The 24,501-nt window shown below is 70.1% G+C and carries 28 protein-coding genes and 1 pseudogene; 18 read left to right on the forward strand and 11 right to left on the reverse strand.

The features are described 5' to 3' along the window. The first annotated feature begins 16 nt into the window (after positions 1-16). The 6 genes from ACFYP3_RS27910 (at position 17) to ACFYP3_RS27935 (ending at position 3,855) form a co-directional block, all read left to right on the forward strand. Complete coding sequence (locus ACFYP3_RS27910) at positions 17-907, forward strand: DUF5936 domain-containing protein (RefSeq protein ID WP_030714066.1); 891 nt, start codon at positions 17-19, stop codon at positions 905-907. A 3-nt stretch (positions 908-910) separates the two neighbouring features. Continuing rightward, positions 911-1,606, forward strand: coding sequence for a response regulator (locus ACFYP3_RS27915; RefSeq protein WP_388838061.1), 696 nt, complete (start codon positions 911-913; stop codon positions 1,604-1,606). Between the two features lie 110 nt (positions 1,607-1,716). Beyond that, positions 1,717-1,965, forward strand: coding sequence for a hypothetical protein (locus ACFYP3_RS27920; RefSeq protein WP_388838064.1), 249 nt, complete (start codon positions 1,717-1,719; stop codon positions 1,963-1,965). Beyond that, complete coding sequence (locus tag ACFYP3_RS27925; protein WP_388838067.1) at positions 1,962-2,591, forward strand: pilus assembly protein TadG-related protein; 630 nt, start codon at positions 1,962-1,964, stop codon at positions 2,589-2,591. Before ACFYP3_RS27920 ends, ACFYP3_RS27925 begins: the two co-directional genes overlap by 4 nt. A gap of 30 nt (positions 2,592-2,621) precedes the next feature. Continuing rightward, positions 2,622-3,209, forward strand: coding sequence for a hypothetical protein (locus tag ACFYP3_RS27930; RefSeq protein WP_388838070.1), 588 nt, complete (start codon positions 2,622-2,624; stop codon positions 3,207-3,209). 4 nt (positions 3,210-3,213) lie between these two features. After that, positions 3,214-3,855 (forward strand): OmpA family protein, encoded by a 642-nt coding sequence (locus ACFYP3_RS27935; RefSeq protein WP_388838072.1) that lies wholly within the window; start codon positions 3,214-3,216, stop codon positions 3,853-3,855. Between the two features lie 89 nt (positions 3,856-3,944). Here ACFYP3_RS27935 and ACFYP3_RS27940 read toward each other — a convergent pair whose 3' ends face one another. The 3 genes from ACFYP3_RS27940 to ACFYP3_RS27950 form a co-directional block, all read right to left on the reverse strand. Further along, positions 3,945-4,286, reverse strand: a complete 342-nt coding sequence (locus ACFYP3_RS27940) for an SCO4225 family membrane protein (RefSeq protein ID WP_388838075.1) — start codon at positions 4,284-4,286, stop codon at positions 3,945-3,947. Between the two features lie 197 nt (positions 4,287-4,483). Further along, positions 4,484-4,957 carry a carboxymuconolactone decarboxylase family protein gene (locus ACFYP3_RS27945; RefSeq protein ID WP_388838078.1) on the reverse strand — a complete coding sequence of 158 codons (474 nt, stop codon included), beginning with the start codon at positions 4,955-4,957 and terminating at the stop codon, positions 4,484-4,486. 94 nt (positions 4,958-5,051) lie between these two features. Next, positions 5,052-5,582: a TetR/AcrR family transcriptional regulator gene (locus tag ACFYP3_RS27950; protein ID WP_388838081.1), complete on the reverse strand. Its 531-nt coding sequence runs from the start codon at positions 5,580-5,582 to the stop codon at positions 5,052-5,054. 117 nt (positions 5,583-5,699) lie between these two features. Here ACFYP3_RS27950 and ACFYP3_RS27955 point away from each other — a divergent pair. The 4 genes and pseudogenes from ACFYP3_RS27955 to ACFYP3_RS27970 form a co-directional block, all read left to right on the forward strand. Then, positions 5,700-6,098, forward strand: a pseudogene (locus tag ACFYP3_RS27955) (nuclear transport factor 2 family protein); the annotation flags it as partial. Positions 6,099-6,327: 229 nt separating this feature from the next. Then, positions 6,328-6,615 (forward strand): hypothetical protein, encoded by a 288-nt coding sequence (locus ACFYP3_RS27960; protein WP_388838084.1) that lies wholly within the window; start codon positions 6,328-6,330, stop codon positions 6,613-6,615. Between the two features lie 2 nt (positions 6,616-6,617). Beyond that, a complete protein-coding gene (locus ACFYP3_RS27965; RefSeq protein WP_388838087.1) occupies positions 6,618-6,902 on the forward strand; it encodes a hypothetical protein in 285 nt (94 codons plus the stop codon). A gap of 353 nt (positions 6,903-7,255) precedes the next feature. After that, positions 7,256-7,501 carry a hypothetical protein gene (locus ACFYP3_RS27970; protein WP_388838089.1) on the forward strand — a complete coding sequence of 82 codons (246 nt, stop codon included), beginning with the start codon at positions 7,256-7,258 and terminating at the stop codon, positions 7,499-7,501. A 131-nt stretch (positions 7,502-7,632) separates the two neighbouring features. On the opposite strand, the gene ACFYP3_RS27975 is transcribed toward ACFYP3_RS27970, so the two are convergent. The 4 genes from ACFYP3_RS27975 to ACFYP3_RS27990 form a co-directional block, all read right to left on the reverse strand. Beyond that, positions 7,633-8,421 carry a hypothetical protein gene (locus tag ACFYP3_RS27975; RefSeq protein ID WP_388838092.1) on the reverse strand — a complete coding sequence of 263 codons (789 nt, stop codon included), beginning with the start codon at positions 8,419-8,421 and terminating at the stop codon, positions 7,633-7,635. Between the two features lie 106 nt (positions 8,422-8,527). After that, positions 8,528-10,369 (reverse strand): alpha/beta hydrolase, encoded by a 1,842-nt coding sequence (locus tag ACFYP3_RS27980; RefSeq protein WP_388838095.1) that lies wholly within the window; start codon positions 10,367-10,369, stop codon positions 8,528-8,530. A 9-nt stretch (positions 10,370-10,378) separates the two neighbouring features. Then, positions 10,379-10,822 carry a hypothetical protein gene (locus ACFYP3_RS27985; protein ID WP_388838098.1) on the reverse strand — a complete coding sequence of 148 codons (444 nt, stop codon included), beginning with the start codon at positions 10,820-10,822 and terminating at the stop codon, positions 10,379-10,381. Between the two features lie 119 nt (positions 10,823-10,941). Next, complete coding sequence (locus ACFYP3_RS27990; RefSeq protein ID WP_388838101.1) at positions 10,942-11,520, reverse strand: TetR/AcrR family transcriptional regulator; 579 nt, start codon at positions 11,518-11,520, stop codon at positions 10,942-10,944. 132 nt (positions 11,521-11,652) lie between these two features. On the opposite strand from ACFYP3_RS27990, the gene ACFYP3_RS27995 reads away from it, so the two are divergent. The 4 genes from ACFYP3_RS27995 (at position 11,653) to ACFYP3_RS28010 (ending at position 15,908) form a co-directional block, all read left to right on the forward strand. After that, positions 11,653-13,254 (forward strand): MDR family MFS transporter, encoded by a 1,602-nt coding sequence (locus ACFYP3_RS27995; protein WP_388838104.1) that lies wholly within the window; start codon positions 11,653-11,655, stop codon positions 13,252-13,254. Between the two features lie 736 nt (positions 13,255-13,990). Further along, entirely contained in the window at positions 13,991-14,779 is a 789-nt protein-coding gene (locus ACFYP3_RS28000) for a polysaccharide deacetylase family protein (RefSeq protein ID WP_388838107.1), read from the forward strand. Positions 14,780-14,877: 98 nt separating this feature from the next. Continuing rightward, the gene (locus ACFYP3_RS28005) at positions 14,878-15,207 is read left to right on the forward strand and encodes a nuclear transport factor 2 family protein (RefSeq protein WP_388838110.1); all 330 of its coding nucleotides are present in this window, start codon (positions 14,878-14,880) and stop codon (positions 15,205-15,207) included. A gap of 77 nt (positions 15,208-15,284) precedes the next feature. Then, complete coding sequence (locus ACFYP3_RS28010; protein ID WP_388838113.1) at positions 15,285-15,908, forward strand: hypothetical protein; 624 nt, start codon at positions 15,285-15,287, stop codon at positions 15,906-15,908. 141 nt (positions 15,909-16,049) lie between these two features. Here ACFYP3_RS28010 and ACFYP3_RS28015 read toward each other — a convergent pair whose 3' ends face one another. The 3 genes from ACFYP3_RS28015 to ACFYP3_RS28025 form a co-directional block, all read right to left on the reverse strand. Further along, positions 16,050-17,282: an extracellular solute-binding protein gene (locus tag ACFYP3_RS28015; protein ID WP_388838184.1), complete on the reverse strand. Its 1,233-nt coding sequence runs from the start codon at positions 17,280-17,282 to the stop codon at positions 16,050-16,052. A 357-nt stretch (positions 17,283-17,639) separates the two neighbouring features. After that, positions 17,640-18,257 (reverse strand): SMI1/KNR4 family protein, encoded by a 618-nt coding sequence (locus ACFYP3_RS28020; protein ID WP_388838116.1) that lies wholly within the window; start codon positions 18,255-18,257, stop codon positions 17,640-17,642. 59 nt (positions 18,258-18,316) lie between these two features. Continuing rightward, positions 18,317-18,685, reverse strand: coding sequence for a DUF192 domain-containing protein (locus ACFYP3_RS28025; RefSeq protein WP_388838119.1), 369 nt, complete (start codon positions 18,683-18,685; stop codon positions 18,317-18,319). A 225-nt stretch (positions 18,686-18,910) separates the two neighbouring features. Here ACFYP3_RS28025 and ACFYP3_RS28030 point away from each other — a divergent pair, with 225 nt between their 5' ends. Beyond that, on the forward strand, positions 18,911-19,645 hold the full coding sequence (locus tag ACFYP3_RS28030; protein WP_388838122.1) for a prepilin peptidase: 735 nt from the start codon (positions 18,911-18,913) through the stop codon (positions 19,643-19,645). Between the two features lie 142 nt (positions 19,646-19,787). Here ACFYP3_RS28030 and mgrA read toward each other — a convergent pair whose 3' ends face one another. Further along, complete coding sequence (gene mgrA, locus ACFYP3_RS28035) at positions 19,788-20,825, reverse strand: L-glyceraldehyde 3-phosphate reductase (protein WP_388838125.1); 1,038 nt, start codon at positions 20,823-20,825, stop codon at positions 19,788-19,790. A gap of 127 nt (positions 20,826-20,952) precedes the next feature. Between mgrA and ACFYP3_RS28040 the strand changes: the two genes are divergently transcribed. The 3 genes from ACFYP3_RS28040 to ACFYP3_RS28050 all read left to right on the forward strand — a co-directional run bounded on the left by ACFYP3_RS28040 (position 20,953) and on the right by ACFYP3_RS28050 (position 24,499). Beyond that, positions 20,953-21,714 carry an isoprenyl transferase gene (locus ACFYP3_RS28040; RefSeq protein ID WP_388838128.1) on the forward strand — a complete coding sequence of 254 codons (762 nt, stop codon included), beginning with the start codon at positions 20,953-20,955 and terminating at the stop codon, positions 21,712-21,714. 336 nt (positions 21,715-22,050) lie between these two features. Then, positions 22,051-23,367, forward strand: coding sequence for a PhoH family protein (locus tag ACFYP3_RS28045; RefSeq protein WP_351301811.1), 1,317 nt, complete (start codon positions 22,051-22,053; stop codon positions 23,365-23,367). Positions 23,368-23,803: 436 nt separating this feature from the next. Next, the gene (locus tag ACFYP3_RS28050) at positions 23,804-24,499 is read left to right on the forward strand and encodes a transglycosylase SLT domain-containing protein (RefSeq protein WP_388838130.1); all 696 of its coding nucleotides are present in this window, start codon (positions 23,804-23,806) and stop codon (positions 24,497-24,499) included. Positions 24,500-24,501: the final 2 nt, after the last annotated feature.

The following is a 24,501-nucleotide window of genomic DNA, read 5'->3' on the forward strand; positions in this document are numbered from 1 at the left end:
GGCGGACGGGACGATGATCGGACTTCTGCTCGCACTGGCCGTGGCCCTGTCGGTCCTCGGCGCGTTCCACGGCATCCGCCTCTACCGCGCGGACGTGAAACTGCCCACGGACCTCGCGCTCGCCCTGGAAGTGGGGGCCACCCGCACGACGGCGGTCGGTTCCCTCGTCGACCGCATGGGCATCCGCTGGGCCCCGCTGGTCCTGAGCGCGATGGGCCCGGCCCGGGTCGCCCGCAAGCGCCGCCAGATCGACATGGCGGGCAACCCCGCCGGCCTGACGATCGACCGGTACGCGGCCCGGCGGGCGGTGTACGGGGCCCTGGGCGCCCTCGGCGCCTTCTCCATGCTGATCAACGGCCAGCTGGTCGCCGCCCTGTTGATGGTGGCCTTCGGGCTCTTCTGGATCGAGGCCGGCCTGTGGTCGGCGATCAGGGTCCGCCGCGACCACATCGAGCGGACCCTGCCCGACTTCCTCGACGTGCTCGCCGTGGTGGTGAGCGCCGGGCTGGGCTTCCGGCAGGCGCTGGACCGGGTCGCGGACAAGTACGAGGGGCCGTGGGCGGACGAGATCCGCATCACGCTCCAGCAGATGGACATGGGCGTCAGCCGCCGCCAGGCCTTCGACGAACTGCGCCGCCGCAACGACAGCGAACAGGTCGCGCAGTTCGTGACGGCCCTCCAGCAGGGCGAGGAGCTCGGCTCCCCGATCGTCGACACCCTGATTGCGATCGCCGAGGACATGCGCCGCACCGACGCCCAGAACGCCCGCCGCCGGGCGGCCCGGGCCGTCCCCAAGGCGACGTTCGCCGTCACCATGTTCATGCTCCCCGGCACGCTGATCCTGCTGGTCTGCGGCTTCGTCTACGGCGCGAACGTCGACTTCGGCGCGCTGTTCGGGGGTGGCTGAGCCATGGCACGGCTGAGCGTGCTCATCGCCGACGGCAACCCGGTCGTCCGGGCGGGCCTGGCGGCGATCCTGAGCGCGGCCGGGGACCTCGACGTGACGGCCCAGGCGCAGGACGGCCGCGAGGCACTGAGCCTGACCCGTCGGCACGCCCCGGACGTGATCCTGCTGGACGTCCGGATGCCGGGCGTGGACGGGATGTCGGCGCTGCCGCACCTGGTGCAGCTGGCTCCCGTACTGATGCTGACGTACAGCAGGGAAGCCGACATCATCTGCGAGGCCCTGTCGTTGGGCGCCGGCGGCTATCTCGTGCACGGCGAGTTCACCACGGACGAGCTGCTGAGGGCGGTACGGGACGCCCCGCTGGGCCGCCCGCACTTCACCCCGACGGCGGCGAGCGCAGTGCTCGCGGAGGTCCGGGCCCTGCGGGCCTCTTCGCATCCGCAACGAGCTGTGGCACAGTCTTCAGAGCGGATGCACAACTCTGTTGTCTTCGGGCTGAGTTCCCGGGAGGTGGAGATCATGGATCTGATCGCGTCCGGGATGAGCAACCAGCAGATCGCCGCCGCCTGCTTCATCAGCGAGAAGACCGTCAAGAACCACATCAACCGCATCTTCGCGAAGCTCCAGAGCGCCACGCGCAGCGAGGCGATAGCCCGCTGGCTGGGAACCGCCCGTCCAGGAGTGACCGGTCATGGGTAGACAGAGTGCGCAGTGGGTCCGTAATTGGGTCCCGGGACCCTTGGTCACGACTGGTGACTCGCCGTACCGTCCGCAGATCGACACCGGTACCGGCCCGGGAGGGAACCCCCATGTCACAGAACACGCTGCTGAAGGCCGCCGTGGAGGCACGGATCAGGGTGAACGGCTGGGCGGACACGGCCGTAACAAGCCTCCGCAAGCGCCACCCCCACCCCGACCGCGGCCAGACGGCCTTCGAATACCTGGGCATCATCCTGGTCGTCGTGGTGATCATCGGCGCGATCGTGGGCACGGGTATCGGGCAGGAGATCACCACCAAGATCAAGACCGCGATCACCAATATCAAAGCCGGTACGTGATCACACGGCAGCTATCGGGTGATCGAGGACAGGCGTTCCCCATCTATGTCGTCGCAGTGGTGGGTCTGCTCTTCGCCGCACTCGCCTTCTTCGCCATTGGTCAGGCGTCAGTGACCAGGAGCAACGCGCAGGGGGCGGCCGATGCGGCTGCGTTGGCGGCAGCCCGAGAGGCCAGAGACCACCTGGTCCCGGGTCTGGACCTGGCGGCACTGAAGCCCGAGGGCTGGCAGGACGTGCTCGGCGGCAAGCGTTTGTACCTGGAGGGCGGCTGCGAGAAGGCGCCGGGCTTCGCGGCGATGAACGATGCGGAGGCAACGTGCCGGAGGTCGGCTCTGAGTTTCACCGTCGAGGCCAGGACGAACGGAACCGTAGGCGAGTCGGTGATCCCCGGGACCGACTCGATGCACGGAACGGCCAATGCGACTGCGGTGATCGAGCCGCGCTGCCATCTGAGCTCGCTTCCCACACCCACCCGATCGCCCAGTCCCGCCGAGCCCGGTGAGGAGAAGCCCGGGCCGGTCAAAATCCGGTGCAAGGGCGGGCATGACATCGACTTCGACCCGCTGAAGCCCGACCCGTGGCGCACGCTGGCGAGGGCTCTCTTCGACGTGAGACTGACCGACTGACAGCGACCGCGAGACAAGGAAGCAGCACACATGAGCATTCGGCACACGGTGAACGTCCGCGGGGGAGCGGCCGTCGCGGTTGCGGCGGTCATGGCACTCACGTTGGCCGGATGCGGTGGCGGCGACGACGGGAAGGCGAAGGATCCTCAGAAGCCCAACGCCCCGCAGTCTCAGGGGGCAGGCTCACAGGCCGCGCCCAGCCAGGGGCAGAGTTCAGCGCCGCCGCAGATCATCGCCACCGCGGACGGAGCGAATGGCATGGTGCTGACCATCAACTCGGCGACGCGTGATGCAGGTGGATTCCTCACCGTGAACGGGCAGTTGAAGAACAACGGCAAGGAATCCTTTGTCGGTACGGCGGCCTGGCGGGGCAATGAGCTGACGCAGAGCGGCGAGTCAGTGGCTGGGGCGACCCTCGTGGACAAGACGGCCAAGAAGCGCTACTACGTGCTGCGGGACACCGACGGAAGGTGCCTTTGCACGACAGGGATCTCCAGTGTGGGACCAGGGCAGACCGTGCCCATTTTCATCCAGTTCCCTGCGCCACCGACGAACACCACCGAGGTTGAGTTCAGCCTCCCCACTTTCGCCACGGCCGTCGTCAAGGTTTCCGGGTGACCCCATGACAAATAGCCACCGCACCATCGCCGCAACGGCCGTAGCCGGTCTCGTCATAGCCGGCGCCAACCTGATCGCGGCCACCGCCGCCTACGCCGATGACGTGAAGCCATCCGTACCCCCCGGCACCGAGCCGTCCGCCTCCGCCCCCGTGGCCATCGAATCCAACGCCCCCGGGCTCAAGATCCCGCAGGGCGGGACGCTCGCCCCCGTCAAGGTGCTGGACATCGCCGAGGTCGTCGAGGACCTCGGTGGGGAGCAGCGGCGGCAGGAGACGAACCAGACCGTCATGATGGCCCTGCAGTCCGAGGTGCTGTTCCCGGAGAACAGCGCCGTGTTCAACGCCCAGGCCGCCGCCCGGATCCAGGCCATCGCCGCCGAGATCAACACGCAGAAGGCCACCCGCGTACGGGTGTTCGGCTTCACCGACGACCAGGGCAGCTACGAGCACGGCAAGGAGCTGTCCAAGCAGCGCGCCGACGCCGTGCAGGCCGAGCTCTCCAAGACCGTCACCAATCCCAGCGTCGTCTTCGACGTCCGCGGGTACAGCGAGGACTACCCGATCGCCGACAACAGCACCGAGGAAGGCCGCAAGAAGAACCGCCGCGTCGAGATCACCTTCCCCCGCAGCGCCGACGGCGGCTGAGGGGCCGCAGAGATGCCGCCGCTGGACCGCCACGTCCGCTTTCACACCCCAGGCCATCAGGGCGTCCCGCCCGTGGGTGCAGGCGCGCCCTACCGGCCGGTCGGAGTGCGGGGAACGCCGCGTCGGAGGCGGCCGCGCAGGCCTTCCACCAGTGTGCCGAGGGCGAGCGACTGGGCCAGTACGCACAGGACGAGCTCGGTCAGGAGGAGCCACGTCTCGGGCTGTCCTTCCCCGCGGAACGCTCCCTCGACCAGCGTCACGAAGAAGAACAGCGGGAACGCGAACAGGGCGGGGAACACCCAGATGAAGCCGGGGTCCGGGGCGAACAGCGTGACGGCCGTGGCGATCGCCACGACGACGCCGACGAGGCCCAGGTAGGTCGCCGAGGCCGGGTTGGCGAAGGTCAGGCGGACGAGCGTGCGAGCGGTCATCGGTTCCCCCCGGGGCGTGTGGACTCCTCCCATGGTCGGGAGGATCCGGGGGTCTGTCGTGAGTACGCGTACCCAGCCCGGCCCCCGGACCGGCCCCTCCCCTGTGGGGGCCGGTCCGGCGAGGGTCCGCGGGGCGGGGGGCCTGCGGGGCGGGGGGCCTGCGGGGCGCGGGTCCGCGCCGCGCGTGCCGTGCGCGATCAGTCGAACTGGCCCGGCTGGTAGTCGCCCGCCGGCTGCTGGACGATCACGTTCATGCGGTTGTACGTGTTGATCAACGCGATGAGCGAGACCAGCGCGGCCAGCTGGTCCTCGTCGTAGTACTTGGCCGCCTCGGCCCAGGCCTCGTCCGTGACCCCGCCGGCCGCATCGGCGATGCGGGTGCCCTGCTCGGTCAGCTCCAGGGCCGCCCGCTCGGCGTCGGTGAACACCTTCGCCTCGCGCCAGGCCGCGACCAGATTGAGCCGGATCGGGTCCTCCCCGGCGTGCGAGGCGTCCTTGAAGTGCATGTCGGTGCAGAACCCACAGCCGTTGATCTGGCTGGCCCGGAGCTTCACCAGCTCCTGCGTGGCGTGCGGCAGGGTCGAGTCCGAGATGACCTTGCCGGCGGAGTTGATGTACCGGGCGAACTTGTTCGCGACCGCGTTGCCGAAGAAGTTGAGACGCGCTTCCATCGTTCTCTCCTTGCCGTGTGGACCGTTACACAGCTTTGACGGAAACTGCGGCCCGGATGTGACAGCTTCGCGGACCGAGTGGATGTGACCTGAGTTACATGACCGGGAGGAGGAGTTCCGCGATCTCCCGGGCCCGGTGCGCCGGCTCCGGGCCCGGGTTCAGCGCGGCCACCGCCGTCGCCCCCTCCGTCAGGATCAGGAGCTGGTCGGCGAGGGCCGGGTCGGCGGTCAGGTCGGCCAGCAGGGCGCGGAGTTCCGCCTTGTGGACCCGCACGATCTCCGGCGTCGCCGCGCCCAGCTCCCCGTACGTGTTAAGGAACGCGCAGCCCCGGAAGTCGGGCTCGGTGAACCAGTCCGCCAGCCAGTCGAACACCGCCAGCACCCGCGCCCGCGGCTCCGCCGGGGCCAGCGCCGCCGTGCGCAGGGAGTCCAGCCAGCGCTGGTCGCGGCGTTCCAAGTAGGCGGTGACCAGGGATTCCTTCGCCGGGAAGAGTCGGTAAAGGCGCTTGAGGGGGACGCCGGAGGCGGTGCGGACGCGGTCCATGCCGACGGCTTGGATGCCGTGCCGGTAGAACAGCTCCTCCGCCGCGTCGAGCAGTCGGGTCCGTGCCTCTTCGTCGTCCATGAAGGCAGGGTAGCCCGTTTGTGCTTGCGGCGAGAACGACCGTTCTCCTAGACTCCAGAGCGGAGAACGATCGTTCTCATCACTCCCCTCCCGGAGGATCCGCCATGACGCGTCCGCCCCTGCCCCCCCTTCACCGAAGAGTCCGCCCGAGCCAAGGTCCAGGCCGCCGAGGACGCCTGGAACAGCCGCGACCCCGAGCGCGTCGCCCTCGCGTACACGGAGGACTCGGTCTGGCGCAACCGCGACCGCTTCCTCGTCGGCCGCGCCGAGATCCGTGCGTTCCTCGCCGACAAGTGGGAGCGCGAGCTCGACTACCGCCTGCGCAAGGAGCTCTGGGCCTTCACCGGCAACCGCATCTCGGTCCGCTTCGAGTACGAGTGGCACGACGCCACCGGCCAGTGGTGGCGCAGCCATGGCAACGAGCAGTGGGAGTTCGCCCCCGACGGCCTGATGAGCCGCCGCGAGGCCAGCATCAACGACGTCCCGATCACGCCCGAGGACCGCCGCCTGCGCTGACCCGCCCGCCCCCGGCGCCCACTCCGGCGCCGGGGCCCGGTGGGTGCTGGGGCTCAGGCGCCGGGCCTGCACCTGAGTACGTCCACCCCTTGCCGGCCCCGGTCCCGGCTGCTACGTCACCGCAGGTCAATCCCCATGTCGCCGCCCTCTGAGCTTGCGTTCGAGAACGCGGTGTTGGTTTCGTACGACGCGGGGGCGCGGGGAGCGCCCAGGGGGAGCGGAACGGCGCATGCGTACACAGACGGATCTGCCGGCGCGCTGGCAGGAGTTGTTCGGCGAACCGGCGGCGATGCGACTCGCGTCGGCGCACGCCCCGGGCGGCGGCGGTGGAGAGGACCTGGCCCACTCCGGCGGGCCCTGGTCCAAGGCCGCGGTGGCGGCCGGCGAGTTGCGCATCACCACCGCGGAGGGCCCGGGCAAGATGGCCGCCGCCCACGAGGGAATCGAGGCCGGTACGGCGGGCCTCTCCGCCACGGCCGCGCTGGCCGCGGTCCGCGCCTCCTGTACGGATCGCTGACCGTGGGCCAGGCGGCGCCGCACAGCGGCGGGGTCCCGGGCGTCGACGACATCGTCCTCGTGGGCAGCGGAGCACTCATCGGAGGCGTCGTCATCGGGGCAGAGGGTTTCTTCGGTGCCCACCGATTCAAGGTGGACGACGGGCCCAGGTCCATCGTCGGGGGCGACGGCCCCATGGCCGCCCACTCGAACTACTTCAATCCCACGAAGGACAAAGAGTCCGCGACCAACATCGCGCTGATCGTCGCGGGGCACGCCCAGGACACCAGCACCGAGGAGCCCCGATGAAGCCACCCCGCACCGCAGGCGCGCTCCTCGCACTGGCAGCTCTCATTGCCGGCTGTGGGCAGATTGCCGACGACGGAACAGCCAAGAGGACCCCCCATGCAGCTGCAGCAGGGCGCCGATCGCGCCGACGCCATCCTCCAGGAGACCCTGGCCGCCGTACAGCCGGAAGTGAAGTGGAACCACGGTCCGTCCTCGGACGCCGGTTGCACGGACGTTCTAGGCAACGCGACGGGCATGGGGGCCGCCGACCGGTCGATCACCGTCCTGACCATCGTTTCCCTGAACAGCGCCGGGGTGCCCTGCTGGGCATCATCGAGAGGGCCTGGAAGGGGCGCGGCTACAAGATCACCAACGTGCGCAAGAGCCCGACCTTCCCCGCCATCTACGCCAGTACTCCCGACGGCTACAGCCTGGAGGTCCAGGTCGCCGGCCAGGGGCAGTTCTTCCTGAAGGCGGCCACGCCTTGCCTGACCGACTCCTCCGTCGGCCAGCCCACCGGCAAGCCCAACACCCCGGACCGGAAGGGAGAATTCCCGCAGCGGCCGGACGTTCAGGACGAGTTCTGGTCCGCCACCACGCCGACGTCGGCAGGCAGTTGATCTTGCCCCGCGCAGCCGGGACGCGGCCGACGGGCCCGGCATCGCGGATTGCTGCCGCGACCCGCCGGGGGCAGGTCATGCCGGAGCGGGGCCCTGCAGGACTGGGGTGGCGGGGCCGGTGACGCCGACGTTCAGGCCTCCGTGGTCCGCCCGTGCCAGCTGGGCCGCCACTTCGTCGGCGGGGTTGAGGGCGACGAGGCGGCCCGCGATGCTGCGGACCCGCCAGCCGGAGCCTCGAAGTACGCCTGCGCCCGACCCATCGCCCGGGCCGCACGGTCTTCGTCCAGGGGCTCGGTCCCCCAGGCGTGGTGGACGTACGTCGCGCCCTCGTTCTCCACCGTACGCAGGTCCTCGCCGCCGGCCGCGTCGTGCCGGACTCGCAGCGCGTCGTAGATCCGGCTGGAGTGCGCGAGCACTGCCTGCTGAGAGGCCTCGTCGGCGGACTGCGACTGCGACTGCGACTGGGACGGGGACTGCGATTGCGCGGTGGGGGAGGTCGACGCGCCTGCCGTCGGGACGTAGCAGGGGGAGGTGACGGTGAGGATGGCGGTACCGTCGCCGGTCGCCGGGTCCGTGACGCTGTTCTGGATGCTCATCCAGTAGTCGTCGGGAACCGTGCGCATGTGCACGCCCGTGCCCGGATCCGCCCAGTCGCCGTCGGACGTGGCGCTCTGGAACTTGTGGCCCAGCCCGACCCACGCATCGCGGGCCTGGCGGACCAGCTGCCGTCCGGCCGAGCCGGGAACGCCTTCGAGCCGGTAGCTGATGTGGACCTGCTGGCGATCGCTCTTGCCGTGGTCGGCGAGGCATGCACCGGCCCCGTACCGGCCGTCACGCTTCGGGGTGGGCTTCGGCGACATGGCACCCAACGTCTGCCGGACGATCTCCTCGGCGCGGGCGATGACCTGCTGATCGTCCATGACCACTTTCTTCTGCTCCCCTGCTCCCGAGCATGCTGTGAGGGCGAACGCGAGCCCGGTCAGCGCTGCTGCCGTCCTTGTGCGGCGATTCATTTCGCCTTCCCTGTCACGATGTCCGCCATGTGCCCGAGGGACTCGCCTTCCCAGTACTGCGAGTGCGCGGGCATGAACTCCCCACCCTCGCCGACCTCTTTGCCGGGGGCCACACCGAAGGTCCGGCCGCCGAAGTCATCCGTGGACGGGTCCGTTCCGTACAGGATGGAGTGGTCATCGAGGAGCTCGATGAGCCCCGGCGGGTAGAGGGGTCCGAGCCACGCGCCGGCGACCGCGTCAGGGGAAGGGGCCCAGTTGATGAGGTCGTGGTCGGCCGTGGCCGCCCACACCTTATCCGGGGGACCCCCAGGTCCTTCGCGTGGTCCACGCCCACGCCCGGGCTGCCGACGAAGATGACGTTGTCCACGGGCAGGTCCGGGTTCTCGGCCAGGGCCTTGCCCGCGACCAGGGTTCCGTAGCTGTGGCCAAGCACGGTGGAGTTCACCGGGCCGTCGGTGTGGGCAGTGTCGACCCCGGTGAGGAACCGATTCAGCGGGTCCTTCGCGGCGTTGGCCCAGCTGTCGCTGGCGGCCTCCGGCACGATGCTCTGCGGTGCCTCGTAACCGAGCCAGAGGATCGATGCCGTCTCCCGTCCGGGATCCGCGTCCCTTGCCTTCCTCTGGAGGTCCTCGGCTCGTGTGAGGTCACCGTCGATGCCCGCCAGCGTCGAGTACGTCCCCGGCACGTACGTCACCACGTTGTCCGCCTTGTCCGGGTTGCCGATCGACACGATAGCCTGGCCGCCTTTGGGGTCGGCGAAGCCCAGGAGGTAGCCCTCCGGCCGGCGGCCGGCCTCGGACGAGGTGAGCCGGTCCTGGACGTGCTGCATCCCGTCCAGCCGGTCCTGCATCTCCTTGCGCTTCTCGTCCCAGTCCTTCCATGCCTTCGACTCGATCTGCGCGCCCTTGACCTCGCGGCCGGTGATCGGGCTGATGTACTTCTCGTATCGGGGCGGCTCCTTGCCGCGCCAGGCGTCCAATTCCACCTGGCGGGTGCCGTGGTTCTCGGCGAGGACGACGCGGTTCGCCGTGTCGCGGACCTCCGACGGGATGCCGTCCAGGGCTCCGACGCTCGCAGGGTAGAGGGAGATGTACTCGTCCCGCCGCTCCTGGTTGAGGCCGTTCCACCAGGCGGCGTTCTCCGCGGGGGACTTGCCGTGCGGGATGTCCGCGTCCTTGAGGTACGTACCGGCGGCCTCGCGCGTGCGCTGGAGGTCCTTTGCCGCATCGGCCCAGACCTTGTCGTCGACGCGCAGCCCGCGCTCCGCCTTGAGCTCGGAGAGGGTGGTGCGGTAGCGGGAGTCGATCTCCGCCGCCGTGCGGCACGCGGAGGCTATGCGCTGCGCTATGCCCTCGGCCTTGGCCTTGTTCGGGTTGATGACCAGGCCGCCGTTGGGCGCCGGGGACAGCGGGTTGCTCGTCCCCGGGAGCAGCGGGCCGACGGGGGACGGGCCGGCCGTGCCCGCCTCGGTGGGCTTGAGGTACGGGCTTGACGGGGTGCCGGCCGGGTACGAGACCGAGCCGTCCTGGTGGACGGTGAAGCCGTAGCCCTCAGCGTCCTCCAGAGCCGCCTTGAGAAGGCTCTGCGGAGCGGCCACTTCGGCGGCGAAGCCGTTCAGGGCGGTACGGACGAGCCCGCACTCGGCGTGGATGTACTGGAAGTTGCGGGCCAGCCGGCTGAGGTCGCCGAGGGCCGCATCGGCGGTCTGCGCCGTCTGCGTGTCGCGAAGCTTGCCGAGCATCTCGTTCTCGACGCGTTCCTTGGCCGCGTAGGCGCGGCTGCTGACTTCGCCCCAGCCGTCTGCAGCCTCCTCGTACTCGGTCCGCTTGAGGTCCTTCAGGTGCTGCCAGGTCATCATCGGGTGCTACCGGCCCTTGACCGCGCGGTGCTCGGCGTCCGCTCCGCCGGGGTGGAGGGTGCCGAACCCGTCCTTCACGCGCTGATCGACCTCGCCGAAATCCTTGCCCGCGGTCTTCAACGCGCCCTCCAGGCGCGTGCACTCGGCCCGGACGTCCTCGATGCGGCCCTTCCAGGACGTGCGGACCTCGCCGAGAACCGCGGGCAACATGAAGCCCTCGAGCGTGGGGACGACGCCTTCGTGCGCACTGTCCAGCCGAGTCAGGGCCGTGTTGGCGGTGACGGTGAGTTCGGCGGAGACGCCGGAGGCCCTGGTCCACGGCCCCTGACTCACGTCGAGGTCCTTGCTGTCCCCGCCGGCGCCGCCGCCCCCTGCGGGTGCGTTTGCCGAAGCCAGGCTCATCCGGGGGGAAGCCTCGAACAGCTTCTCCCACTCGGGGCTGAGCCCCATGTTTCCCTCCCGCGTCACACGCCATCAGATCCCCCGTAACGTACGGGGGATCAGATGGCAGGACATGAGTAGGAATACCTACGTACCCGCCCACCGACCCCGCCGGGTCGGGCCGGGGGCTACGCGTGGTGGTGGGCCTGGGTGATGAGGTCCGTGGCGACCTCCAAGGCGGCCAGGCGGGTCTCCTCCGGGTCGCCCTCCACGTGCTGGAGGAACATCATCCCGGCGTGCAGCGTGAACAGCGCGCTGACGCAGCGGACCTGGTCCGTCAACGGACCGTCCTGCGTGCGCAGCAGCTCCACCAGGCGGAACAGCCGTGCCTTCACCGTCTCGCCGATGCTCAGCTCGCGCATGGTCGCCTGGTTCTCCTGCATGAACCGGTACAGCGCCGCGCCCGCCGCCATCGCCTCGCTGTAGCGGCGCAGCACCTCGCGCTTGGTGTCCAGGGTGCGCGGCTGCTCCTCGGCCCACGTGATCAGCTCGTCGATGGGCCGGGTCAGGTCCTCGAAGATGCTGATGATGATGTCTTCCTTGGTCTTGAAGTGGTAGTACAGCGCCGCCTTCGTGACCTCCAGCCGCTCCGCGATCTCGCGCAGCGACGTCTTCTCGTACCCCTGCTCGACGAAGAGCTCCAGCGCGACGTCCTGGATGCGCTGACGCGTGTCGCCACGGCGGCGCTGCGGACTGCTGCTGGACATGGCTCTCCCCAAATTACTTACTTGACGCCCGGCTAGTTACGGGTCTACCGTCCCCAGTGTAGTGAACTAGCCGGGCGGCAAGTAAGTGCCGGTGCGGGACGAAGTGCGAGTAGTAGGGCCAGGGGAGTGGACATGGTGGACTCAGTCAAGCCTGCGGCGACTTCGGAGGAGGTGAAGCCGCGCAGCGTACGGGTCGTCCTCATGGCGCTCATGATCGCGATGCTGCTCGCGATGCTCGACAACATGATCATCGGCACCGCGATGCCCACGATCGTCGGCGAGCTCGGCGGCCTGGAGCACCTCTCCTGGGTGGTCACCGCGTACACGCTGGCCACCGCGGCCTCCACTCCCATCTGGGGCAAGATCGGCGACATGTACGGGCGGAAGGGTTCCTTCCTCACCTCGATCGTCATCTTCCTGATCGGCTCCGCGCTGAGCGGCATGGCCCAGGACATGGGCCAGCTGATCGGCTTCCGCGCGATCCAGGGCCTCGGCGCCGGCGGTCTGATGGTCGGCGTCATGGCGATCATCGGCGACCTGATCCCGCCCCGTGAGCGCGGCAAGTACCAGGGCATGATGGCCGGGGTGATGGCCCTCGCCATGATCGGCGGCCCGCTCGTCGGCGGCACCATCACCGACCACATGGGCTGGCGCTGGTCCTTCTACATCAACCTGCCGCTCGGCGCCGTGGCGCTCGCCATGGTGACGGCGGTGCTGCACCTGCCGAAGAAGACGGAGCCGGGGGTCCGCCCGAAGATCGACTACCTCGGCGCGGCCCTGCTGACCATCGCCATCACCTCCACCGTGCTCGTCACGACCTGGGGCGGTACCGAGTACGCCTGGGACTCCGGCCAGATCATCGGCCTGATCGTCGTCGGCGTGCTGTCGACCGCCGCCTTCCTCTACGCCGAGACCAAGGCCGAAGAGCCGGTCATGCCGCTGCACATCTTCCGCAGCCGCAACTTCACCCTCATGTCGGTGATCGGCTTCCTGGTCGGCTTCGCGATGTTCGGCGGCGTGCTGTACCTGCCGCTGTTCCAGCAGTCGGTGCAGGGTGCGTCCGCCACCAACTCGGGCCTGCTGCTCCTGCCGATGCTGCTCTCGATGATGGTCGTCTCGCTGATCGCGGGCCGCGTCACCACCAGCAGCGGCAAGTACAAGATCTTCCCGATCGTCGGCGGCGCGCTGATGGTCGTCGGGCTGTTCCTGCTCGCGACGATGGACACCGACACCACCCGCCTGGTGTCCGGGCTCTACATGGCCGTCCTCGGCGCCGGGCTCGGCTTCCTGATGCAGATCACCATGCTGGTCGCGCAGAACAGCGTCGAGATGAAGGACATGGGCGTCGCCTCGTCATCGGCGACCCTCTTCCGTACGCTCGGCGGCTCCTTCGGCGTCGCGCTGATGGGTTCCCTCTTCACCAGCCGGGTCACGGACACCATGGCCGAGCGGCTGGGGCCGGAGGCGGCCGGGGCCGCGGGGTCCGCGCAGCTGGACGCGGCGAGCCTGGCCAAGCTGCCGGAGGTCGTGCGGGACGCCTACCAGCACGCGGTGGCCGCCGGTACGCACTCGGCGTTCCTGCTCGGCGCGGGCATCGCCGTACTGGGCTTCGTGGCGGCCTGGTTCGTCAAGGAGGTGCCGCTGCGCGGGGCGGGACCTGCGGCGCCGGCCGCGGTCCAGGATGAGGCCGCCGCCGCCTCCGCTCCGACGGCGCAGGAGTCCGTCGCGCGCTGACGGTTCCAGAGCGGCGGCAGCCGGACGGCAGGACAGCAGGCGGTATCACCGGAGGGTCGGTGGTGCCGCCTGTCGGCTGCCCGTTGGCTGCGCCGCTTGGGCGGGGTCGGGGTGGGGGGGGGGGGGGGGGGGGGGGGGGGGGGGGGGGGGGGGGGGGGGGGGGGGGGGGGGGGGGGGGGGGGGGGGGGGGGGGGGGGGGGGGGGGGGGCCGCGCGCCGGGGCGTCTCCTCGGGTGCCGAACGTGTCGGGTCCGTCGGAAAGCTCGGCGGCAGTGCGTTCGGCACCCTGCGGGGATCACCCCGACACACACCCACCCCCACCCCAACCGACCCGGCTGATCCGCCTCCACTCTCCAGTGCCGACGCACCATCCAGCCTGGCCACACCCATCCAGCCTGGCCACACCCATCCAGCCTGACCGCACCCATTCAGCTACGCCGCACAAATCCAGCCCCGCCGGCGTTTGAGGCGCGGGGTCCGGGGCGGAGCCCCGATCTGTAAGCCGCACCCTCCAGCTGCGCCGCACCAATCCAGCCCCTCCGGCGTTTGAGGAGCGGGGTGCGGGGCGGAGCCCGGTCCGATCGAGGCGCGGGCTGAAGGGAGTTGGGAACGGACTAAAGTCCCATCGGTCACTTTGGTGTCATTACGTGGAATTTAAGGCCCAATTGGCTGGAACTCCTCGGCGGACCCGCACGTCCTGATCCACAGAACGCTCGCACAGCGGATGGGGAGTGGACATGGCGGGAGAGAGCAAGCGGAGCATTCGGGCAGGGGCGGTCGTCGTGGCCTCGGCCGTCGCCGTCGCGGCGACCGTGTGGGGGGTGGCGACCCTGGTGGAGCCGGGTAAGGCGGCCACGCAGCAGAACGTGTCCCCGGCGGACCCCGGTGGCGCCGGGTCGCAGCCCCAGGGGATACCCGAGGGCATCGCCCACGGGTCGGAGGCCGGGGGGAACGCCGTCAACATCACCATCGACGACGGCCCCGACCCCCGCTGGACCCCGAAGGTGCTGGAGGTCCTCCAACGGCACGGCGCCAAGGCGACCTTCTGCATGGTCGGCCCGCAGGCCAAAGCCCACCCCGACGTCGTCAAGAAGGTGGTCGCGGCCGGCCATCGGCTCTGTGACCACACCATGGACCACGACACCGTCATGGACAAGAAGCCCGTCGCCTACCAGGAGCGGCAGATCCTGGACGCGAAGAAGCTGATCGAGGAAGCCGCGGGCGGTGGTGCGAAGGTGGAGTACTACCGGGCCCCCGGCGGCGCGTTCACCCCCGACAGCCGGCGCATCGCGGCCGCCCACGGGATGCGGCCGCTCGGCTGGAACGTCGACACGAAGGACTTCGGCAAGCCCGGCACCGCCGCCATCGTCGACGCCGTGAAGCGCGAGATCGGCAACGGCCCCACCGTCCTCTTCCACGACGGCGGCGGCAACCGCGCGCAGACCGTCGACGCCCTCGACCAGGTGCTGGACTGGCTCGAGGAGCAGGGCCGCCCCACCGGTTTCCCGGTCCGCACCGCCCCCTGACACGCCGTCCGCCCGGCGAACGGGTGACGGTCGACCGTGCGGAGCCGGCCGCGTTGTTCCCTGGTAGGAACACTCGTACGCACCACCAGGAGGCTCCCGTGGCCATCGCCCCCGGCAGACTGTCCGACCCCTCGGTCGGCGCCCTCGTCGCCGCCGTCAACGCGCACGACAAGGACGCCTTCCTCGCGGTCCTCACCGCCGACGCGACCATGTCCGACGACGGTTCCGAACGCGACCTGCACGAGTGGATCGAACGGGAGATCTTCGACTCCGGCGGCCACATGGACGTCCAGTCCGAGTCCGACGGTGGCCGCACCCTGCTCGTCAACTACCGCAACGACACCTGGGGCGAGATGCGCACCACCTGGCGCTTCGTCATCGCCCCCGGTGGCGGCCGGATCAGCCGCTTCGAGACCGGTCAGGCCTGAGCAGGCCGCCGCTCCCGTACGGGTGAAAGCGCGCCCGGCGTCGTTCCGGCCCGCCGGAGGGTCCCGTTGGGCCGGGCATGAAGCGCACCCGCATCGCAGCCCTCGCCCTCGCCACCGCCGCGGCGGCCCTCGCCCCCGTCCTCGGCCAGCCGGCCACGGCCGCGGAGGCGCCGTACCTCCAGGACCCGGCAGGCGGCGAGAAGGGCATGAAGTCGATGTGGACCAAGGACGAGATGCACAAGGTGGAGGGGCAGTTCCGCCTCTACCCGGGGGTCCAGTACAAGACGGTCACGCGTCCCGGTCACCCCGACGCGCCGGACTACGAGCGCCGGGTCGGCGACCCGAAGACGCTGGCGTGGTTGCCCTCGTACGAGTTCGCCTGGTCCGTGTCGGACTCGACGGTGGTGAAGAAGGCGGTGACGGTCAAGGAGGGCACGCACCCGATCGTCGTGCGCGCCGTGCTGCGGACGTCCGAGGGGGTCGAGGTGGCGCAGGTGCGCAAGGAGCTGACGGGGAAGCCGGCGAGCGGGCGCGAGAAGGTCGCGGGCGACAAGCGGATCGCCTGTGACACCGGTGAGTACGCGGTGGAGTGGTCGGTGACGCGTTCGGGCTACGGGACGCTCACGGGCACGCTGCGCTGGAACTCCAGCTGCGAGCAGTACCGGACGGCGTTCGCCGCGAACCACGGACAGCAGCGCTGACGAGTGGGGTCCGGCCGCCCCGCGCACCTTGTGGGTGCTCGGCGGGCGACTGGGCCGCGGCCTTGGATCAAGTGCCGTAGGGGCCATGGTGCCGCACGGGGTGCTCCGCGGCAGGGGGCGAGAGTCCGTGTCGAGGGTCTTTCAGTTCTTCTTGGCGGCCTGGTTCGCCTGGGCGGCGATGTCCTCCAGGACGCCCTTCGGGTCGCCGTCGGGTTCCACGGCGCGACCGATGTTGCGCTTGATGGTGTCGCTGACCGTGAGCCAGGTCGGGTCGTTCACCGGGTAGAGCTGGGCGCCGCGCAGTGCGTCCAGGAACTGCTGGTCGTTCTTGTCCAGGCCGCCTCCGGCCGGGGTGCGCGACGCGGTGACGGTGGAGGGCAGCAGGTGGTAGCGGTCGGCGAACTCGGTCAGGTTCTTGTCCTGGTAGAGGAAGTCCAGGAACTTGGCGATCTCCGCCCGCTTCCCGTTCTGCTTGAAGGCCATCATCCAGTCGGCCACGCCGACGGCCGGCGGGCTCTCCCCGACCCCGAGGTCGTCCGAGACGGGCATGGCGGTGGTGCCGACGGTGATGCCCTTGGCGCGCGCCTCGTGGGCGAGCGACGGGTAGCCGTTGAGCATGCCGACCTCGCCGCGCAGGAAGGCGGCGAAGGCGTCGGCGCGGTTGAGCTTGGAGGGCGCGATCGGGCCGGTGAGACCGGGCGCGACCAACTGGTCCTTGACCCAGCCCCACGTCTTGATGTTCTGATCGGAGGCCAGGGCGTAGTTGCCGGCGCTGTCGGCGTAGCCGCCGCCGTTGCTCAGCTCCCAGATCATCGCCTCGGCGTGCGCCTCTTCCGGGCCGAGGGGCAGGGCGTACGGATACGACACACCCTTGTCCTTGAGCGCCTTCGCGGCGGCCTTGAGCTCGGACCAGGTCTTCGGGGCCTCCTTGATGCCGGCCTTGGTGAAGAGCGCCTGGTTGTAGAAGAGGAGGCGGCTGCTCGCCACGAAGGGCAGGCCGTAGAGGGTGTTGCCGACGGACCCGGCGTCGGCGAGCGGCTGGAGGAAATTCGCCTCGGCGGTGACCGAGAGCAGTTCGTTCGCGGGATAGAGCTGCCCCTGGGCCGCGAAGTCCGAGTAAGAGCCCATGAGCGCGACGTCCGGCGCCTTGCCGGCCTTGACCATACGGGAGACCTCGCGGTCGATGTCGGCCCACGGAAGGAGCTTGACGTCGACCTTGATTCCGGGGTTGGCCTCGGTGAAATCGGCCGTCATCTTGTCCCAGTAGGGCTTGGAACTGGTGGCCGGGCTGTCGCCGTATTCGGCGGCGACCAGATGCAGCGTACCGCCGTCACCTGCACCGTCTCCGGAGCCACCACATCCGGCCAGCGGCATCAACAGGCCGAGCACGACCGTGGTGGCGGTCGTGCCGAAGATTGTTCGTCGCACGGGTGTATTCCCCTGATTTTCTTTTGGATCCCGTTGTTACTTATGAGTTGCTCCGGGCTGAGGTGTAACTGGATGTGCCCGTTGGCCGGAATTCTCTCCCGACGCGGGGGTGCTTGATTGCATTGGGGGCGTAGTTGTGGTCAATGCTCCAAGTGCGGCTTTTCCGGCTGGTGTTTTCCGATATGTGATCCATCAATGGGACGCGCGTAGACCTGCCGAAAAGCCCGTTTCCGGTCACGGAAACGGGCTGGGGGCGGGTGAGGTCCTCGACGGGCCTCTGCGGGCCGCGACGGGCCCCGCGGCTCAGTCGGCGAACTCGCCGGCGTACGGGTCGGGCTCGCCCGTCTCCGGGTTGCGGCCCTCCTGCCAGCGCCGCTGGGCCTTGCGCCAGTGCACGAAGCTGAGGTGCCCGCCGTCCCAGAAGGTGATGCTGACGGGGCTCACGTCGAACTCGTCGGAGCAGAGCCGGTGGAGGAACTCGGCCATGCCGTACGGATACACCGCGAAGGAGTCGGCGGTGTGCCGCCCGCAGACCAGGACCGGCCACCGGTCCGGGTCCGGGTCGGAGGTGAGCCAGCACAGGATGTCCGAGCCGCCGGTGACGCCCCAGGCGATGATCGCCTCCGGGTCCACGTCGAAGGCGGCCCGGCCGCCCTCCGCCTCCCAGGCCTGCCGGGCGTTCTCGGTCTCCTCGGCCATCTCCGCCGGGTCCCACTGGAGCCCCGGCTTGGGCAGCGGCAGCAGGATGCTCGCCTCGCCGTTGATGGAACCGGCGCCGAAGCGGCCCATGAACGCAATGAAGTCGGCAGGGAACCGCGTCCCCCAGGCGGCCTCGGCCGCCTGCCAGTCGATGTCCTCGTCGGCGCCGTGCGTCGCCGGCATGATCTGCTCCAGCGCCTTGATCCGCGCGTTCTCCGTCATGCCGCTCCCCTGATGCCCCAGCTCAACCGCCCCAACCTACTGCCGCGGAGGGGTGTCGCCTAGCCGGGCGTGAGACGCCCCGGTACGTCCACCTTGACGGTGGTCCCGGGGCGCAGCCCCCAGCCGGCCATGGCTCCGGCCGCCGCCTCCAGGACGTGCCGGGAGCGGAGGCGGGGCAGCCCGAGGCGGCCCGGGGGCATGGTGACCACGGCCAGCACGCGGAGGTTCCGGTCGAGGTGGGCCACGTCGATCGCGAACCGCATCCGGAAGGTGTGCACGCTCGCGGCGGGGGTCAGCAGCAGCGCGCCCTCGATCCCGTCCCGGCCGAGCAGGCCGCGGGTGCGGGCCCGGTAGGAGGCGGCGACCTCCAGGGGGATGCGGGCCGCGTCGATGTGCAGGGTGCCGGGGCCGTCCTGCCAGTTCGCCATGGCGACCAGGGTAGGGGGCGGCGCGTCGAGGGTGCGCCGCCCCGCGCCTCGATCGCCGGCGGGGCTGCACGATCGGGGCTCCGCCCCGGACCCCGCGCCTCAATCGCCGGCGGGGCTTCAATTCCGGCCCGGAGCACCGTGCCACGATCGTCGGCGGGGCTGCACGATCGGGGCGGAGTTGCGGAAGGCCCGCCTGGCGCGGCGCGTCGGCGCTACCGTCGGCGCATGGGTGCCGCCTTGATCGTTCTCGCCGCCGGCTACGGCGCCACCGCGGGATGGCTGCTGCCGCGTGCCGCGTACCGGTTCTCCGTCGAGCCGGGGGAGCCCTGGCGCACCCGCTGCCCCCGGGGGCACCGGGTGCGGGGCTGGCTCGGCCCGGCCCGCTGCCCCGGTGCCGCAGCCGGGGCCCCGCACTGCTATGGGCGCCCCGCCGCCCCCCTGGCCGCCCTCGTCGGGGCGTTCTGCGCCGTCCTCGGGGCAGCCGTCGGGGCGCGGCCCGAGGCGGTGGTCTTCGTGGGGCTCGCCCCGGTGGTCGTGCTGCTCGCCCTCGTCGACCGCGCCGTGCACCGGCTGCCCGACGTACTGACCCTGCCGCTCGCGGCCGGGGCGGCGGCCCTGCTCGGGGTGGCCGCCCCGCTGCCCCGCGCCGGAGGCGACTGGCGGCTCGCCCTGCTGGGCGGCGGCGCGCTCGCAGGCGCGTACCTGTTGCTCCACCTGATCAACCCCGCCGAGATGGGCTTCGGCGACGTCAAGCTGGCGCTCTCGCTGGGGGTCGCTCTTGGGTGGTACGGGTGGGGGGTATGGGCGGCGGGGGCTTTCCTGGGGCTTCTCTACGGGGCCCTGTACGGCCTCACCCTGCTGCTGCGCGGCGCCGCGACCCGCGACCAGGGCTTCGCCTTCGGCCCCTTCATGGCGGTCGGCGCACTCACCGGATTGCTGCTGGGTGGTTTCGGAGCGTAATCGTGGCGCGCCAATGCACGCAGCATGCTTTACGAAGGGTTATGGTGGAACCCCCCCCTCGGGCCGGTCCGTATCCCCCCCACGGACCGGCCCGTTTTTCGTTTCCCCGCCCTTCGACCGGGCGGCGAGACGAATGCGCAGGTCAGCCGCGCTGGGCCCAGATGTTGGTGCCGGGGGTGGACACCGCGAAGGAGTCGATCTCCTTCAACTCGGCCTCGGAGAGCGGCGCGGACGCCAGCGCGGCCACGTTCTCCTCCAGCTGCTTCACGCTGGAAGCGCCGATCAGAGCCGACGTCATGCGGTCGTCGCGCAGCACCCACTTGAGCGCCAGCTGGGCCAGCGACTGGCCGCGGCGGGCCGCGATCTCGTTCAGGCCGACGAGCCGGCGGAGCACCTCGTCCGACAGCAGGTCCGGGTTCAGGGACTTGCCCTGCGCGGCGCGCGAGTCCGACGGGATGCCCTTCAGGTACTTGGCCGTCAGCAACCCCTGCGCGAGCGGCGCGAAGGAGATGCAGCCCATGCCGGCGTCCTCCAGGACGTCCAGCAGCCCGTCCTCCTCCGTCCAGCGGTTGATCATGGAGTACGAGGGCTGGTGGATGAGGGGGCGCACGCCCATGTCGCGCAGGATGCGCACGGCCTCGGCCGTCTGCTCCGCCGTGTACGAGGAGACGCCCACGTACAGCGCCTTGCCCTGCTGGACCGCGGACGCGAGGGCGCCCATGGTCTCCTCCAGCGGGGTCTCCGGGTCGAAGCGGTGCGAGTAGAAGATGTCGACGTAGTCGACGCCCATCCGCTTCAGCGAGGCGTCGAGCGAGCTGAGCAGGTACTTGCGGCTGCCCCATTCGCCGTACGGCCCCTCGTGCATGAAGTAGCCGGCCTTGGTGGAGAGGACCAGCTCGTCGCGGTAGGGCGCGAAGTCCTGCGCGAAGATCTTCCCGAAGTTGAGCTCCGCCGAGCCGGGCGGCGGTCCGTAGTTGTTCGCCAGGTCGAAGTGGGTGACGCCGAGGTCGAAGGCCCGGCGCAGGATCGCCCGCTGGGACTCCAGGGACCTGTCGTCGCCGAAGTTGTGCCAGAGGCCGAGGGAGATCGCGGGGAGCTTGAGGCCGCTGTGGCCGGTGCGCCGGTACTCCATGGAGTCGTAGCGCGAGGGCTCTGCCCGATAGGGATTGGTATCAGTCACGTTGTCCTCCCTATCACGGACTTGTGACAGACCGAGTTGGGTACCCCATCCCGCCGCGCAGTAATGTGGCCGCCTCGGGGGAGACCGCAAATGGCACGGGGGCATTGCACGGAGGGGCTGGAAGATCGTGAAGCTGCGCGACCTGGTGTACAGGCTCTACGCACGCCGGGTGGAAGGCCGCCTCGACCATGACGCGGCGCCCAAGCACATCGGCGTCATCCTGGACGGGAACCGTCGCTGGGCGAAGGCGTCCGGAGGCACGACGGAACAGGGCCACCAGGCCGGAGCCGACAAGATCTCCGAGATGCTCGGCTGGTGCACCGAGACGGACGTCGAGGTCGTCACCCTGTGGATGCTGTCCACGGACAACCTGGACCGGCCCGAGGTCGAGCTCCGGCCGCTGCTCAACATCATCGAGAACACGGTCCGGGGCCTCGCCGCGGACGGCCGCTGGCGCGTCCACCACGTCGGCAACCTCGACATCCTGCCCGCCGGGACCCAGAACGTCCTGAAGGAGGCCGAGGAGGCCACCCACGGCGTCGACGGGATACTCGTCAACGTCGCCGTCGGCTACGGCGGCCGACAGGAGATCGCCGACGCGGTGCGCTCGCTGCTCCTGGAGCACGCGCAGAAGGGCACCTCGTTCGAGGAGCTCGCCGAGATCCTCGACATCGACCACATCGCCGAGCACCTCTACACGCGCGGCCAGCCCGACCCGGACCTCGTGATCCGCACCAGCGGCGAGCAGCGGCTGTCCGGATTCATGCTGTGGCAGAGCGCGCATTCCGAGTACTACTTCTGCGAGGTCTTCTGGCCGGCCTTCCGCAAGGTCGACTTCCTGCGGGCCCTGCGCGACTACGCGGCCCGCCACCGGCGCTACGGCACCTGACCCGCGCGGGGGCCGACGGGTCCCCGCAGGTCCCCTCGGCCCCGCCCCGCGAACCCGCCCCTCGAACCCTTCACCAGGGATTCACCGAGCGTCCGTCATATGCCATGGCATGGCCTGGCCTGATCGGGGAATATCCCTTTCAGGTCGATGCCCGATCCACGGGTGTCGAGTCTCAGCGGACGGCATGGGGTCGTCCGCCCGGGAGGCCCTTTGCACCAGGACGCACGTGCGATGCGCACGGACGGAGTGGGAGGGCCGGAAATCGGCCCCGGCATGGGTGCCGATGACCGGTCCGGTCTTCATGGCCCGACCTCTTCCGAGGGGGTACGTCCTTCCGTGGTGACCAGCACAAAGCGCCGCCTGCCCGACAGGCGGACCTACGTCCTCGACACCAGCGTCCTGCTGGCAGACCCCAACGCGATCTCCCGCTTCGACGAGCACGAGGTCGTGCTCCCGATCGTGGTGATCACCGAGCTGGAGGCAAAGAGGCACCATCCCGAACTCGGCTACTTCGCGCGCCAGGCCCTGCGCCTGCTCGACGACTTCCGGGTTCGCTACGGTCGCCTCGACGCCCCCATCCCGCTGGGGGATCTCGGCGGCACCCTGCGTGTCGAGCTCAACCACTCCGACCCGGGTGTCCTGCCCGCCGGCTTCCGACTGGGGGACAACGACTCGCGGATCCTCGCCGTCGCCCGCAATCTGCAGGCCGAGGGCTATGACGTCACGGTGGTCTCGAAGGATCTTCCCCTGCGCATCAAGGCCTCCTCCGTGGGGCTGATCGCCGAGGAGTACCGGGCGGAGCTCGCGATCACCGATGCCGGCTGGACGGGCATGAGCGAGGTCGCCCTCTCCGGGGAGCAGGTGGACCTCCTCTACTCGGAGGAGCGGCTCTACGTGCCGGAGGCCGCCGAGCTGCCCGTGCACACCGGCCTGGTCCTGCAGTCCGAGCGCGGCAAGGCGCTCGGCCGGGTCACCGCGGACGGCAACGTGAAGCTCGTACGGGGCGACCGCGAGGCCTTCGGCCTGCACGGCCGCAGCGCCGAGCAGCGGATCGCGCTGGACCTCCTCCTCGACCCCGAGATCGGGATCATCTCGATGGGCGGCCGGGCCGGCACCGGAAAGTCCGCGCTGGCGCTGTGCGCCGGCCTGGAGGCCGTGCTGGAGCGGAGGCAGCATCAGAAGGTGATGGTCTTCCGGCCGCTGTACGCGGTGGGCGGCCAAGACCTCGGCTACCTGCCCGGGGACGCCGCCGAGAAGATGAGCCCCTGGGCCCAGGCGGTCTTCGACACCCTCTCGGCGGTCGCCGGGCGGGAGGTCATCGAGGAGGTGCTGAACCGCGGGATGCTGGAGGTCCTGCCGCTCACCCACATCCGCGGCCGTTCGCTGCACGACGCCTTCGTGATCGTGGACGAGGCGCAGTCGCTGGAGCGGAACGTCCTGCTGACCGTTCTGTCCCGAATCGGCGCGAATTCGCGGGTCGTTCTGACCCACGACGTGGCCCAGCGGGACAACCTCCGGGTCGGCCGGTACGACGGAGTCGTGGCCGTGGTCGAGAAGTTGAAGGGACATCCGCTCTTCGCGCACATCACGCTCACGCGGTCCGAGCGCTCCCCGATCGCCGCACTGGTCACCGAGATGCTCGAAACCCTCTGACCCCGACGGCCCCCACCCAGGAGGTCGAAACGGTCAAAAACCCCATAGCGGGAAGGTGAGTTGGCGCCGCCCGGCAAAGGCCCGAGAGCCTAGCCGGGCGGCGTCGCGCTGCACAGGCCTTTGGCGAAACAGACGGCGACATGCCAGGTGTGACCTTTCCCACGCAACGGAGAATTGCCTTGCGGTGTCGCGTTCCGGCAGAGTCTGGTTTCCGTCAGGCCCCGCATACGGCACTCCTGTATCTCCCGTGAGGTACGCGCAGCACCACAACTCCACAGTCGAATGCCGTATGCCGCCCGGAGTTTCACGGAGCAGCCCCCGCGAGGGAGTTGTCCACGGGCCCGCGCCTCCAGTGACCGCAGAACCACGGAGGCCAGAGTCGAGGGGCACTTTTGCGCCCGCGCGGTCACTGCGGACGCTGCTGGAAGGACACCGTGTGAGCCGGATCTCGGTCCGGGGGTTCGCCGTGGCTTCGGCCACCGCGGTCACCACCGTCGGCGCAGTCGTGGGCGTTGCCACCGGCGACCCCACGAACGATTTCGAGACGACCGCTTCCGGCGCGACTCTCCTTGCCGACATCCCGGTCGGCGACCAGGCGGAGGTCCAGAGCGCGTCCCTGACGCAGCAGGCCGACACCATCGCCCACGCCGCGGACGCCGATGCCAAGCGCTCGGCCGAGGAGAGCGCCCGCCTCCAGGCCGCCGAGGACGCCAAGGCCAAGAAGGCCGAAGCGCAGAAGGCCGCCGACGAGAAGGCGAAGAAGGAGCGCGACGCGAAGGCGGAGGTCGCCAGCCGCTCCGCCGCCCGCGACGCCGGCGACTTCGCCCCCCAGAGCAGCTACACGGTCGCCCAGGTCAAGGCCATCGCCCAGCAGATGGTCCCGGCCGGCCAGTTCCAGTGCTTCTCGAACATCATCAACCAGGAATCCACCTGGAACTACAAGGCCGTGAACTCGTCCTCGGGCGCCTACGGTCTGGTCCAGGCGCTGCCCGGTTCGAAGATGGCCTCGGCCGGCGCGGACTGGCGCACCAACCCCGCCACGCAGATCAAGTGGGGCCTGAACTACATGAACGTCCGCTACGGCAGCCCGTGCGCCGCGTGGACGTACCACCAGGCCAACGGCTGGTACTAGAG

Origin of the sequence: Streptomyces sp. NPDC005533, from assembly GCF_042871845.1 — a bacterium.
In the GTDB taxonomy this organism is placed as follows: Bacteria; Actinomycetota; Actinomycetes; order Streptomycetales; family Streptomycetaceae; genus Streptomyces.